Origin of the sequence: Asanoa hainanensis, assembly GCF_900188485.1 — a bacterium.
In the GTDB taxonomy this organism is placed as follows: domain Bacteria; phylum Actinomycetota; class Actinomycetes; order Mycobacteriales; family Micromonosporaceae; genus Asanoa; species Asanoa hainanensis.
The window spans coordinates 339,470-352,570 of record NZ_FZPH01000007.1 but is presented as its reverse complement, the minus strand read 5'-3'; the positions used below and the strand labels follow the sequence as shown (position 1 = coordinate 352,570).

The window sequence follows — 13,101 nt, the reverse complement described above, 5'->3', positions numbered from 1 at the left end:
GCGTCAGCCGCGCGCGACGATCCGCGCGTTGAGGGCCGTGATGATGGCGCTGTCGGTGAGGTCGTCGACGGCCAGGCCCTCGGCCGCGGCGGCCCGGGCCTCGGCGCGCAGGGCATCGGGCCAGTCGGGGTCGCGGGCGATCCCGGACAGCCGGGCCGTGAGCCGGTCGGTGTCGACGGACGCGCCTCGCCAGTAGGTGGGAGAGCGCCGGCACAGCATGCAGGAGGCGGCGACGGGGCTGCCGGGTCTCGGGGACCAGGACCCGCCTTCGCCGCAGCAGGCATCTCGCGGACTCGTCTCAGCCATGATCACCTCAGCATGCCACGGCCGGGCGGTGTTCTGTGCGAGGTTTGCCGAGGTCAGCGCACGGTGCGGACCCCGCGGCTCGCGGGGTCCGCACCGTGGCGGTCGTCAGGTCCAGGCGATGGAGCTGACCTCGTCGTCGAGCCAGCTCTCGAACTCGGTACGCGAGAAGAAGAAGGCGTTGTCGTTGAACGGCCCGGTCGCGCCGATGTGCAGGAAGTGTTTGGCGGCGCAGTTGGCGAAGGCGCGGAACGACTCGATGTCGTCGTTCCACCCGGACGGCATGCTGGCCAGCGTGAACTCGACCGGGCTGAGGGCGTTGTCGCAGGCGTGCGTGCCGGTGACGGTCAGGGAGCTACCACCGAAGTCCTCGCCCGTGTACTCGATGCTGATGATGATGTTGCTCGCTGCGGCGGCCGTCGGCGCGTTCGACCGGGCCGACGGGAGATCGTCGAGCTTCTTGGCGAACTTCTGGTCGTTGAGCGCCACCTTCGCGTCGGCGGGTGCGTCGGTGACCCGGCCGCCACTCGCGTTCGAGATCGCCGTCCGGAACGACGAGTAGCAGACCATCGCCGCCCCGGTAGAGGCGCTGACCACGCAGTGCTTGCCGGCCGGCGCCGCGTGCGCGGCGGTCGGCGCCAGCAGCAGGGACGCCAGCACTCCGGCGCCGATCGCGAGTTGTCGCTTGATGCCCATCTGACTCTCCTCGGTGGTGGGTTTGCCCCTGCGGAGCGGGCCGCAGTGGCGCCAGATACCGACCTCGTCGAACGCCACCGTTCGTGGGTCAGCGGAAACATGAGCGTTCGCGTATAACTTCCGGCGTGACCAACCCAGAGCCGGCGCCGCCGCCGACCGCGACCGACACCGACACGGCGCCGGCCGTGAAGTCGCGGCGCGGCCGCACCATCCTGTGGATCCTGGCCGCCGCGGTCGCCCTCGGCCTGGTGACCGGCTCGGCGTTCGGGGCGGGCTATCTCGTCGGCCGCCCGGGCAAGGAGGAGTACAAGATCTCTGTCTATATGAAGAAGGACGCGACCCAGGCAGAGAAGGACGCCGTACGCGCCGCGCTGGAAGCTCTTGCTCCGATCGAAGCGGTCACCTTCAAGACCAAGGAAGAAGCGGCCGCCGATGCGCAGGAGATGTTTCGCGACTACCCGGAGACCCTTGAGCAGATGACCGCGGAGAACCTCCCGGAGTCGTTCAACACGACCATCACCCGCCGTAACCTGACCTGCGCCGAAATCCGCCCGATCCCCGCACTCGCTGGCGTCGAGACCTTCTTCGTGGGCCGACCGATGCCGGAGAGCGGCGACCGACCCGCCGCGAAAATCGAATGCGGAACCTAGCCGCTCAGCACCGGCCGGCTCGGCCGAAGCCGGTGACTGTCGCGTTCTGGTTGCAGCTCACCGCCGTGGTCCTGCTGCTTGCCCTCGCGGCGGTGGCCGTGGCGTTGGCGGTCGAGTTCGACGAGCGGATCACGTACGTGGCGGACGTGCTGCCCAGCGACCCGGACGAGGTCCGCGCCGAACGGACCGTGAACGTCGGCACGGCCGCCATCGTGGCCGGCCTGCTCGTCGCCGCCGCGATCTGCCTCGCCGCCACCGCGTGGCCGATCCGCCGCGGCAGCAGCCGGGCCCGGACGCTCGTCTTCGTGGTCGCCGGGATGCATCTCCTGATCGGCGTCGAGTCGTGCGCGAGCGGCATGGCCTCCGGCGCGCTGGTCCTGGCACTCTCCGGATCCGAGTCTCCCCAGGCGCACTTCTGGACCGACTCGCCGTTCGACGAGGCCCTCTATCTCGAGAGCACGACGGCTCACGACATCCTGCTCGCCTCGCAGATCGCGGGCACGATCATCGCGACGCTGGCCGTGTTCGTGGTCGTGGTACTCGTCACCGTGCCGGCGGCACAGCGGCACTTCGATCGCCGGACAATTTCTGGTTGATTTGTCGCACTTAATCCGGAGGCCCTCCGGGGCTGACATCCGCTGCACGGCGGCCGGCAACGTGGCAGTCTCGGTGACGGGACCCGCGACCAGGGGAGTCAGCCGCATGGCAACACTGTTACGCCGGATCACCGGCAACGCTCCCCGGCGCTTCGACGCCAACCACACCCGGCTGGGGCATTCCGTCGACCGCCGCGCCAGCGTGGTGGTCATCGGAGGCGGGATAGCCGGCGTCACCGCGGCGCTGACGCTGGCCGAGCGTGGCCTGGCGGTGACGCTGCTCGAACGCGGCCCCCGACTCGGTGGTCGCCTCACCACCTGGCCGAAGAAGCTCCGCGACGGTGAGACGCAGGTGGTCGAGCACGGCTTTCACGGCTTCTTCCGGCAGTACTACAACTGGCGGAACGTGCTGCGCCGCATCGACCCGGAGTTGGCGTTCCTGCGACCGCTCGGCCGCTATCCCGTCGTCTCCCGGCAGTGGCCCGAGGAGGACTTCACCGGGCTGTTCGGCATCCCGCCGGTCAACCTGCTGTCGCTGCTCGTCCGGTCGCCGAGCCTGAAGTGGCGGGAGCTGCGCCGGATGGACAGCCGGGCCGCCCTGCCGCTGCTCGCGTTCGCCCGCGGCGAGACGTACCGCCGCTTCGACGCGATGTCGGCGGCGGCCTTCCTCGACAGCCTCGGCCTGCCGGAGCGGGCCCGCGCGATGCTGTTCGACGTCTTCGCCCACTCGTTCTTCAACCATCAGGCGGAGATGTCGGCCGCAGAAATGATCATGCAGTTCCATTTCTACTTCCTTCGCAACCCCGAAGGACTGGACATGGACGCTCCCGACAGCGACTACGAGGCCGCGATCTGGGCACCGCTGGCGGCCCGGCTGACCGCCCTCGGCGCCGACGTGCGCACCGCCGCACCGGTCGACCACCTCGAACCCGGTTGGAAGGTCTGCCTCGTCGGCGGCGCACGGATCGCGGCCGAGCACGTCGTGCTCGCGGTCGACCCCGCAGCGGCGCGCGAGATCGTCGCCGCGTCGCCCGACGTCGTGCGCACCAGCCCGCTGTTCGCCGCGCGCGTCGCCGCGCTGCGCACCGCCGCGCCGTACGCGGTCGACCGGATCTGGCTGGACGGCGACGTGGCAGCCGACCGCGCGCCGTTCACCAGCATCTCCGGGGAGGCAACGCTCGACTCCGTCACGCTGTACCACCGGGCCGAGCGGGAATCGGGTCAGTGGGCGGCCCGGACGGGCGGAAGCGTTCTGGAGCTGCACGCGTACGCGGCCCCCGCCGGGGTCGACGCCTCGGAGATCGCTGATCGGATGCGCACGGAGCTCACCACGATCTGGCCGGAGGTGCGCGACCTAGCGATCGTCGACAGCGACCACCGGGTCGGGCACGACGCTCCCGCGTTCGACCTCGGAAGCGACGCGACCCGCCCAGCTGTGCGCACGGACCTCGGCGGCCTCTACCTCGCCGGCGACTGGGTTCGCATGCCCTTCCCGTGCGCATTGATGGAACGCGCCGCCTCCTCGGCCCTGCTCGCCGCGAACGCGATCCTCGAGAGGCACGCCGCCCGCCCGGCACCCGTGCTGTCGGTCGCACCGAGCGGGCTGCTGGCCAGACAAAAATCGTAGAGATCATCTCGGGGGCGCTGGCAGGATGGCGGCGTGCTGCTGACCATCGGGACCACCCACCGGCCCGCGACCGACCTCGGCTATCTGCTCATGAAGCACCCCGACCGGGTGCACGAGCTCGACCTGCCGACCGGGCGCGCGTTCGTGTGCTTCCCCGAGGCCGGCGAGGAGCGCTGCACGGCCGCGCTGGTGCTCGAGGTGGCGGCCCCGGACCGGCGTGCCGCGCCGGACGGCTTCACGCTGGGGCGCTTCGTCAACGACCGGCCGTACGCGGCGTCGAGCCTGTTGTCGGCCGCCCTCAACAAGGCGTTCCGCACCGCGATGACGGGCCGGTCGAAGGAGCGCCCCGAGTTGGCCGCGACCGCGATCCCGTTGGAGATCCGGATCCCGGTGCTGCGGTGCCGGGGCGGTGCCGACCTGGCCGACCGCCTGTTCGCGCCGCTCGGCTACGACGTCACCGCAACCGCCATCCCGCTGGACGCCGGACATCCGGAATGGGGCGCGAGCCCCTACGTCGACCTTCGCCTCGACGGCACGCTGCGGCTCGCGGACACGCTCCACCACCTGTACGTCCTGCTGCCCGTGCTCGACGACGCCAAGCACTACTGGGTGTCGACCGACGAGATGGACAAGCTCGTCCGGGCCGGTGAGGGCTGGCTGGCCGCCCACCCGGAGCGCGAGCTCATCGTGCGGCGCTACCTCGCGCACAGCCGCGCGCTGTCCGAGCCCACGCTCGAACGGCTCGCGGAGTCCGACGACCTGGTGGTCGCGGACAGCGTCGAGGACGCACCGCGCGAGGACGCCGACGAGGACGCCCCGGCGCTCGCCGAAGTCCGTCGCACCGCGGTGCTGCGGGCCCTGCGTGACTCGGGCGCGCAGCGGGTGCTCGACCTCGGCTGTGGTCCCGGAGCGCTGCTCGCCGACCTGATGGCTGACCGACGCTTCACCGAGATCGTCGGCGTCGACATCGCGCCACGGGCGTTGGCCGTGGCGGCCCGGCGGCTCCGGCTCGACCGACCCGGTGCCATCGCCGAACGGGACACGCAGCGGATCAAGCTGGTGCAGTCAGCGCTGACCTACCGCGATGCCCGGCTCGGCGGATACGACGCGGCCGTGCTGATGGAGGTGATCGAGCACGTCGACGAGTCCCGCCTGCCGGCCCTCGCGCGCTCCGTCTTCGGCGCCGCCCGACCCGGCACGGTGATCATCACGACGCCCAACGCCGAATACAACTCCCTGTACGCGGGACTGGCCGGAGCGATGCGCCACACCGACCACCGGTTCGAATGGACCCGGGCCCAGTTCGCCGACTGGGCGGCGGGGGTGGCGGCGGCCCACGGCTACACCGTCTCGATCGAGGGTGTCGGTCCGGCCGATGCCGACCTGGGCGCACCGACCCAGCTGGCCGTCTTCACCGCCGCCGGAGGCGTCGCATGACCGAATTGCCCGTACCCGCCCTGAGCCTCGTGGCCCTGGTCGGAATCTCCGGTGCCGGGAAGTCCACCTTCGCCGGGCGCCACTTCGCGCCGAGCCAGGTGCTCTCGTCCGACGCGTTCCGTGCGATGGTCGCCGACGACGAGACCGACCAGTCCGCATCGGCGGCGGCCTTCGACGCGCTCTACTACGTGGCCGGCAAGCGGCTCGCGGCCGGCCGGCTCACGGTGGTCGACGCCACCCACGTCCAGGAGCACGCCCGCTCCTCGCTCGTCGCGTTGGCCCGCGCCCACGACGTGCTGCCCGCGGCCATCGTGCTCGACCTGCCCGAGGACGAGGCCTGGGCCCGCACCGAAGCCCGCCCGGACCGGTCCTTCGGCCGTGCGGTCCTCGCCCGCCAGTCCCGCGACCTGCGCCGGACCCTCAAACGGCTCAACCGGGAGGGCTTCCGCACCGTGCACGTGCTGCGCGGCCGCGAGGAGATCGAGGCCGCCACGATCCGGCTGCAGCCGCTCTACACCGACCGCCGCGAGCTGACCGGGCCGTTCGACGTGATCGGCGACGTGCACGGTTGCCGGTCCGAGCTCGAAACGCTGCTGACCCGCCTCGGCTGGACTCTCCGCCGCGACGAGGCCGGTCGGCCGGTCGGCGCCGAGCACCCCGAAGGGCGCACAGCCGTCTTCGTCGGCGACCTCGTCGACCGCGGACCTGACTCCCCCGGCGTGCTGCGCCTCGTCATGGGCATGGTGCGGGCCGGCACTGCCCTGTGCGTGAACGGCAACCACGAGGCCAAGCTGCTGCGCAAGCTCCGGGGCAAGCAGGTCACCGTCTCCCACGGCCTGGCCGAGACCCTCGAGCAGCTCGACGGTGAGGACGGCGAGTTCGTCGCCGACGCCACCCGGTTCGTCGACGGACTGGTCAGCCACTACATCCTCGACGGCGGCAAGCTCGCGGTCGCGCACGCGGGCATCAAGGAGGAATACCAGGGTCGGGCATCCGGCCGCGTACGGGCGTTCTGCCTCTACGGCGACACGACCGGCGAGACCGACGAGTACGGCCTCCCGGTGCGCTACCCGTGGGCCGACGACTACCGCGGCCCCGCCACCGTCGTCTATGGACACACGCCGACCGTCGACCCGCAGTGGGTCAACAACACCATCTGCATCGACACCGGCTGCGTGTTCGGTGGCGCGCTGACCGCGCTGCGCTACCCGGAACGCACGCTGGTCGCCGTGCCGGCCGAACGCGAGCACTACGCGCCGGCCCGGCCGCTGCCGACAGCGGTGCGGGAACGCCCCGGCGACCTGCTCGACGTCGCCGACGTGCTGCCCGGCTCGGGCCGCCGCCAGCTCGAGACGCCGTACGGGCACATCCCGATCGAGGCGCCCCAGGCGGCCGCCGCGCTGGAGGTCCTGGGCCGGTTCGCCATCGACCCGCGCTGGCTGGTCTACCTGCCGCCGACGATGGCACCCGCGCCGACCTCGAAGGCGGACGGCTACCTGGAGCACCCGCGGGAGGCGTTCGAGGGCTACCGGGCCACCGGCGTGACCCGGCTGATCTGCGAAGAGAAGCACATGGGGTCGCGCGCGCTCGTGCTCGTGTGCCGCGACGAGGCGGCGGCCGCGCGCCGATTCGGCGTCACCGACGGCGAGACCGGCGCCGTCTACACCCGCACCGGCCGGCCGTTCTTCAGCCCGCCGCTCACCGCCGACCTGCTCGCCCGCGTCCGGTCCGCGATCTCCGATGCCGGCCTGTGGGCCGACCTCGACACCGACTGGCTGCTCCTGGACTGCGAGATCCTGCCCTGGTCGGCCAAGGCCGGCGAGCTGATCCGCGGCCAGTACGCCAGCGTGGGAGCCGCCGCCGGTGCCGCGTTGCCGGCGACGCTGGACGTCCTGTCGGCGGCGATCGACCGCGGCTTGGACCTCACCGCGCTGCGCGACCGCACCCAGGTCCGCGCCGCCAACGCGGCCCTGTTCACCGCCGCCTACCAGCGCTACGTGCGCCCGACCAGCGACCTGGCCGGGGTGACGGTCGCGCCGTTCGCGGTCCTGGCCGCCGAGGGCGCGAACCTGGCCACCAGGGACAACGGCTGGCACCTGGCGGTCGCCGACCGGCTGGTCGCCGCGGACGGCACGCTGTTCACGGCGACGGCCCGCAGGCACGTCGACCTCGACGACCCGGCGACCGCCGAGGCCGCCGAGGCGTGGTGGTCGGAGCTGACGGGCGCGGGTGGCGAGGGCATGGTGGTCAAGCCCGCCGACGGCCTGGTCCGCACCGCCCGGGGCGGGCTGGTCCAGCCGGGGCTGAAGTGCCGGGGCCGCGAGTACCTGCGGATCATCTACGGCCCCGACTACACGGCGCCGGACACCCTCGCGGGCCTGCGCGACCGCAACCTGGGCCGCAAGCGGAGCCTGGCGTTGCGGGAGCACATGCTCGGCCTGGGCGCACTCGACCGCCTCGCTGCCGGCGAGCCCCTGTGGCGCGTACACGAGCTGGTCTTCGGGATCCTCGCCCTGGAGTCCGAGCCGGTGGACCCGCGACTCTGACCGACGGTGGTCAGAACGACAGGAGCTGGAACACGCCGACCGTACGGAAGCCGAGGCGGTCGTACAGCGCCTTGCCGGCCTCGCTCGACGTGAGCGCGACCGTGCTGATGCCGTGCCGGCGGGCCAGGTCGACCGCGGCGGCGGTCATCGCGGCGCCGACGCCGCGGCGGCGGTGCTCGGGCTGGGTGCCGACGAAATAGAGGGTGAGCACGCCGTGGCTCAGCCAGGCTACGGCCGTGCCCGCGATCGGGCCGTCGTCGAAGCGGCCGGCCAGCCGGATCACCGTGCCGTCGCCGGCGAAGGCCTGCTCGCGGGCGATGGCCGTCGCGGTCGCGTCGGCGGGGATGCCCGAGACCCGGCCGTAGGCCGCGACGAACTCGGCCAGGTCGGTGGTCTCGGCGATGCGCAATCCCGCAGGGGTAGCGACGGGGACGACGCTGCCGGTCTCCGCCGTCATGATCGGCAGGCTGGCCAGCGGAACGGCGCCGAGCGGAACCAGGCTGTCGGCCAGGCCCGCGTCGCTGTCAGGCCCGGCCCACCAGATTCGCGGCACGCCGTCCAGTCGCACACGGGCCTCGGCGAGCGCGTCCTGGGGAGGGCGTCCGGAGGCGCGTAGGACTCCATTGAGCGGCGCGTGCCGCACGCCGCTGCGGTACGTGACCAGATCATCTCCACCGGTGGTGCCGATGTTCCAGCCGAGCAGGTACGCGCGGTGCGCGGCGAGCACCGTTTCGAGCAGGTCCACGAGTTGATCTTACTCGGGGTGATGGAAGATTGGATCATGAACAGCTGGACTCGGCCGCTCGACGGGATGAACGCACTCGTTGTCGGAGGTGGCGGCCACGGCATCGGCCGGGCGATCTCGCGGGCGTTCGCCGCCGCCGGTGCGAACGTGGCCGTAGCTGACATCGACCTCGGTCGCGCACGCGAGGCCGTCGAGGAGTTGACCGGCCAGACGCTCGCCCTCGCCGGTGATGTCCGGTCCACGTCGGCCGCTGACGACTTCGTCGGTGCGACCGTCGCCGCGTTCGGCCGGCTCGACACGCTCGTCACCGTGGTGGGCGGACAGGTCGCCTTCGTGCCGGCCGTGCGGCTGCACGAGATGAGCGACGACGACTGGGACCTCGCGTACGAGATGAACCTGGGCTATGTGGCCCGCGCGGTCCGGGCGGCTCTCCGGGCCTTCCTGGCCCAGGGCGGTGGCGGGTCCATCGTGAGCGTCGGCTCGGTCAGCGGCGTCATGGCCGCACCGATGCAGGCCGCCTACGGGGCCGCCAAGGCCGGCCTGGTCAGTCTCGCGAAGACCGTCGCCGCGGAGTACGCCGCCGACCGGATTCGGATGAACGTCGTGACGTGCGGCGCCATCGCGACGGCGGTGGCCAACACCGGCCAGGCCGCCGACGACGTGCCAGAGATCCCGCTGCGGCGCCTCGGCGTGCCCGACGATGCCGCCGCGGCCGCCGTCTACCTGGCCTCGCCGCTCTCGTCCTATGTGACCGGGCAGAGCCTGGTCGTCGACGGAGGCGTCACGGTGCGGGGGCCCTTCTCCGTCTGAGCTCCGAGTTGACCACCGTGTCCGCTGGGATGTGGTGCGCGCGTGGCGCCTCGGCGGGCAAGCCCAACTCGGCGCGTTGTCGCGGCGTCAGCGTCACGTCCTGTGCCGATGCCAGGTCCGCCAAGGCGCTTCCGTCGACTGGCCAGAAATGGATCCTGGTCCGCGCGTCGTTGGAACCGGTGGCGAGACGGCCGTCGGACGCGAACGCCAACGAGGTGACGTCCAGCTCGGGGCCAGCAATGGTGTGGAGAAGTTGACCGTCGCGGTGCCAGATCTTGACCGTGCTCTCGTCGGAGCAGGTGGCGACGCGCCCGTCGGACGCGAATGCCACGCCGGTAACGATCTCGTCATGGCCGGCGAGAGTATGGGCCAGGCTGCCGTCACGATTCCAGATTTCGACCTTGCCGTCGTGGGATGCGGTGGCGAGGCACCCGTCGGGCGCGAACGCCACTGAGAAGCCGGCAAAGAGACGACGGCGGCCGTCGGCGGGCGGGTGCGCGGCGATGGTGCGGAGCAGACGACCGTCGGGTTCCCAAATCTTGACCGCGTGGTCGACGGACCCGGTGGCCAGGCGCCCGTCGGGCGCGAACGCCACCGAGGAGATCGCCTCGCCATGACTGGTGATGGTGCGAACCGGACGACCGTCGACATCCCAGACCTTGACGGTGCGATCCTCGGAACCAGTGGCCAGGCGCCCGTCGGGAGCGAACGCCACCGACGAGATCACCCCACGGTGGCCGGTGATCCTGCGCACCAGACGACCGTCGAGACCCCAGATCTCGACGGTGCGGTTCGCGGAACCAGTGGCCAGGCGCCCGCCCGGCGCGAACGCCATGGACCGAACAGTGGCGCTCTGGCCGGTGAGCGTATGGAGCAGCGACCCGTCGACGTCCCAGATTCTGACGGTGTCCCGATCGCTGATCGCCAGACGGCCGTCGGCGGCGAACGCGACCGCCACGACGAAGCTGGAGCTCTTGATCACGGCGATCTGTCCGGCTCGAGGCGGTCGCCTGGTCCTGGTGGCGACCTCCCCCTCGGCTGGTGGGTGCCCGGTGAAGACCCGCAGTTCGCGACCGTCCGGCGCCCAGATCCTGAGGGTGTGATCGTAGGATCCGGTGGCGAGACGACCGTCGGACGCGAAAGCGACCGAGGTGACAGCGCCCTGGTGGCCGCTGATCGTGTCGAGCAGGCGGCCGTCGCGATCCCATAGCTTGACCGTGTGGTCGTCAGATCCGGTGGCGAGACGCCCGTCGGGCGCGAACGCCACGGATCCGACGTCATCGGCGTGGCCCGACAGCGTGTGGAGCGGTTCGCCGTCGAGATCCCAGACCCGCACGGTGCCGTCGGCGGACCCGGCCGCCAGCCGCCCGTCGGGGGCGAACGCCACGGATGACACCTCGTCGGTGTGGTCGGCAAGCACGCGGAGCAGCTCGCCATGGAGACCCCAGATCCACACCGTGCAGTCGGCGGACCCGGACGCCAGGCGCCCGTCGGGAGCGAACGCGACCGACCTGACGGGGCCGGCTTGACCGCCGAACGTGTATTGCGGCGAACGATCGCGGTGCCAAATCTTGACGGTGTGGTCGACGGACCCCGTTGCCAGGCGACCGTCGGGCGCGAATGCCACCGCGTGGACCTCGTCCGCGTGGCCGGTCAGGGTGTCCAGCAAACGTCCTTCGGAGTCCCAGATCCTGACGGTCTTGTCGAACGACCCGGTGGCGAGGCTTCCGTCAGGCGCGACGGCGATCGCGGACACGCTACGGCCGGCGAAGCGATGAAGCAGCCGGCCGTTGGCATCCCAGATCCTGACCGTGTTGCGGGAACCGGTCGCGATGCGCAGGTCCGACACGAACGCCACGGAGAGAACAGCGTCCAGGTCGTCCCAGATGGGGATTTCGGTCGCGGGGAGGGCGGCCTGGAGCGCGTACGCGGCGAGGGGTGTCGGCTTGAGCTCGGTGTACGCGGCGCGCGCCATCGCCAGCGCCCGTGGCTGGTCAATGGCGATGGTGGCCAGGGCTTGGCGTGCGATCACGTTTGCCCGGCGTTCCCGGCCGGCGGCCGCGTGCTCCACGGCCGCGGACAGATACTCCCGAGCCGGGGGAAGCAAGGCTGTGAGTTGGATCGACCGGGTCGTGTCGTCGAGGCGACGGCCGTCGATCAGGTACTCCGGATCCTTGCCGGCGGCGTCCCACGCGGCGGCCAGCGCGGCGAGCTCGGTCGCCTTGCGCAGTTGCTCGGCGTGCGCCTCGATATGGTCACGCAGGTCCGGCCAACGCCGCAGCAGCGCTTCATGGCCGAGGGCGAAGACGACCTCGCCGTCTCGGCTGTCGCTGGTGATCAGCCGCTGCGCCAGGAACGCCTGGACGACCTGCGCACCGGCGTCGTCCAGATCGGCCGCGCGGACGCTGTGGCGCGTGGGTTCAGGCCCGGCGTACGAGACGAAGCCGGCCAACACTTCGAGACACCGCCGCAACGGATGCCCGGAGTTGGCGACGGCGGTTTCCGCGCGCCGCGTGATGATGCCGCCGACCGTTCCGGCCGCCTCGTAGTCCGCGCGAGTGATGTGCTGGTCAGGCCCGCGCCGGTCGTACAGGTCGCTGAGGAAATAGCTCAGCAGCGGCAATGCGTCGCCCGCGCCGACCTCCGTAAGGAGGTCCTCGACGAGGCCGTCCTCGAAGGTGGTGTCGGTCTCGTCGGCCGGCTCGGTGACGACCTGGCGCAGCTGCCGGACGGTCATGGCATTGACCATGAACGGTGCGGTGAACAGCTCTGAACCTGCCCCCTGCTGGAACGCCCCTATGTATTCGGAGCGCAACGTGGCGACGACGTGCAGCCGGCGGTCGAGGTCGACCAGCCTCGACATCAGGCCCATGAAACGGTCGAGCTCCTCCCGCGTCTGCAGGCTGACGAGCTCCTCCAACTGGTCGACGACGATCAGCAGGCGGTCGGCCGGCCGGCGCAGGTCGCTGAGGCGCCGCAGCAGCGGCCGCATCAGTGGGCTGTCCGCGGCCAGGCTCGGCTCCACCGCGACTCGCTTCGCCACGTCGGCCAGGTCGACTCCGCCGACGATCGATTCCAGCTGGGCGAGCGCATCGCCCTGGGGTGCGAAGTCGGGCAGGACCTTCCACCGACGGTCCAACCGCGGCAGCAGACCGGCGAGGACCAGAGACGACTTCCCCGACCCCGACGGACCGACGATCGGCACGAACCGCAGACCCGGGGCGTCCGCGCTCAGAACGCGATCGGTCAGATCGCGGATCTCCTGCCCGCGTCCCGCGAAGACCGCCTCACGATCTCTCGTGTACGGCGTGAGACCTGGATACGGGTTGCCGCCCAGATCGGTCCAGCGCGGCGCGGGTCGGAGTGGGCCACGCCGCTGCCACCACCACGAAGCCGTCACACCGAAGACCAGCAGGCCACCCAGCACGGCGGAGTACGTGGACAACGGCTGTAACCAGCCCGGCCACCGATCGGCCCGCGCCGTGGCGAGGTTCGTGAACAGTCCCACGCCGGCGCCCAGCACGAACGCGAGATAGTCGAAGGCTCCGGTCGCACGCCTCCTGGCCGCCATCGCACCCCCGGGTCCACTCAGCCAGTCTCACGGAGCCATTTCAACAGCCAAGAGCTCACGCCGCCGTCGCTCGATCGGCTGAACCCGAGGGCTGTCGGCATCCATCTATGATGATGGTCG

General features: G+C 71.4%; 10 protein-coding genes. 6 read left to right on the top strand and 4 right to left on the bottom strand.

Annotated features, from left to right (window positions below; genetic code table 11):
• Positions 1-3 precede the first annotated feature (3 nt).
• Both CHC05_RS19815 and CHC05_RS19810 read right to left on the bottom strand, forming a co-directional pair.
• On the bottom strand, positions 4-306 hold the full coding sequence (locus CHC05_RS19815) for a hypothetical protein (RefSeq protein ID WP_144022682.1): 303 nt from the start codon (positions 304-306) through the stop codon (positions 4-6).
• Between the two features lie 105 nt (positions 307-411).
• Positions 412-999 carry a hypothetical protein gene (locus CHC05_RS19810; protein WP_144022681.1) on the bottom strand — a complete coding sequence of 196 codons (588 nt, stop codon included), beginning with the start codon at positions 997-999 and terminating at the stop codon, positions 412-414.
• Between the two features lie 83 nt (positions 1,000-1,082).
• On the opposite strand from CHC05_RS19810, the gene CHC05_RS19805 reads away from it, so the two are divergent.
• From CHC05_RS19805 to CHC05_RS19785, 5 genes are all read left to right on the top strand, one after another.
• The gene (locus tag CHC05_RS19805) at positions 1,083-1,649 is read left to right on the top strand and encodes a permease-like cell division protein FtsX (RefSeq protein ID WP_218824606.1); all 567 of its coding nucleotides are present in this window, start codon (positions 1,083-1,085) and stop codon (positions 1,647-1,649) included.
• A 32-nt stretch (positions 1,650-1,681) separates the two neighbouring features.
• Positions 1,682-2,245, top strand: coding sequence for a hypothetical protein (locus CHC05_RS19800; RefSeq protein WP_089250922.1), 564 nt, complete (start codon positions 1,682-1,684; stop codon positions 2,243-2,245).
• A 106-nt stretch (positions 2,246-2,351) separates the two neighbouring features.
• A complete protein-coding gene (locus CHC05_RS19795; RefSeq protein ID WP_089250920.1) occupies positions 2,352-3,872 on the top strand; it encodes an FAD-dependent oxidoreductase in 1,521 nt (506 codons plus the stop codon).
• Between the two features lie 33 nt (positions 3,873-3,905).
• Positions 3,906-5,309, top strand: coding sequence for a 3' terminal RNA ribose 2'-O-methyltransferase Hen1 (locus CHC05_RS19790; protein WP_089250918.1), 1,404 nt, complete (start codon positions 3,906-3,908; stop codon positions 5,307-5,309).
• Entirely contained in the window at positions 5,306-7,855 is a 2,550-nt protein-coding gene (locus CHC05_RS19785) for a polynucleotide kinase-phosphatase (RefSeq protein WP_089250916.1), read from the top strand. The genes CHC05_RS19790 and CHC05_RS19785 overlap by 4 nt, the downstream gene beginning before the upstream one ends.
• A 10-nt stretch (positions 7,856-7,865) precedes the next feature.
• On the opposite strand, the gene CHC05_RS19780 is transcribed toward CHC05_RS19785, so the two are convergent.
• Positions 7,866-8,600: a GNAT family N-acetyltransferase gene (locus tag CHC05_RS19780; RefSeq protein WP_089250914.1), complete on the bottom strand. Its 735-nt coding sequence runs from the start codon at positions 8,598-8,600 to the stop codon at positions 7,866-7,868.
• Between the two features lie 66 nt (positions 8,601-8,666).
• On the opposite strand from CHC05_RS19780, the gene CHC05_RS19775 reads away from it, so the two are divergent.
• The gene (locus CHC05_RS19775) at positions 8,667-9,410 is read left to right on the top strand and encodes an SDR family oxidoreductase (RefSeq protein ID WP_089251083.1); all 744 of its coding nucleotides are present in this window, start codon (positions 8,667-8,669) and stop codon (positions 9,408-9,410) included.
• On the opposite strand, the gene CHC05_RS19770 is transcribed toward CHC05_RS19775, so the two are convergent.
• Complete coding sequence (locus CHC05_RS19770) at positions 9,382-12,981, bottom strand: WD40 repeat domain-containing protein (protein ID WP_089250912.1); 3,600 nt, start codon at positions 12,979-12,981, stop codon at positions 9,382-9,384. The two genes, CHC05_RS19775 and CHC05_RS19770, sit on opposite strands and share 29 nt — an antisense overlap.
• Between the last annotated feature and the right edge of the window lie 120 nt (positions 12,982-13,101).

What these genes read in the sequence shown, in the direction of transcription:
- CHC05_RS19785 (WP_089250916.1), top strand. Translation starts at nt 5,306, where the DNA reads ATGACCGAATTGCCCGTACCCGCCCTGAGCCTCGTGGCCCTGGTCGGA.
- CHC05_RS19775 (WP_089251083.1), top strand. Translation starts at nt 8,667, where the DNA reads ATGAACGCACTCGTTGTCGGAGGTGGCGGCCACGGCATCGGCCGGGCG.
- CHC05_RS19810 (WP_144022681.1), bottom strand. Translation starts at nt 999, where the DNA reads ATGGGCATCAAGCGACAACTCGCGATCGGCGCCGGAGTGCTGGCGTCC.
- CHC05_RS19770 (WP_089250912.1), bottom strand. Translation starts at nt 12,981, where the DNA reads ATGGCGGCCAGGAGGCGTGCGACCGGAGCCTTCGACTATCTCGCGTTC.
- CHC05_RS19815 (WP_144022682.1), bottom strand. Translation starts at nt 306, where the DNA reads ATGGCTGAGACGAGTCCGCGAGATGCCTGCTGCGGCGAAGGCGGGTCC.
- CHC05_RS19795 (WP_089250920.1), top strand. Translation starts at nt 2,352, where the DNA reads ATGGCAACACTGTTACGCCGGATCACCGGCAACGCTCCCCGGCGCTTC.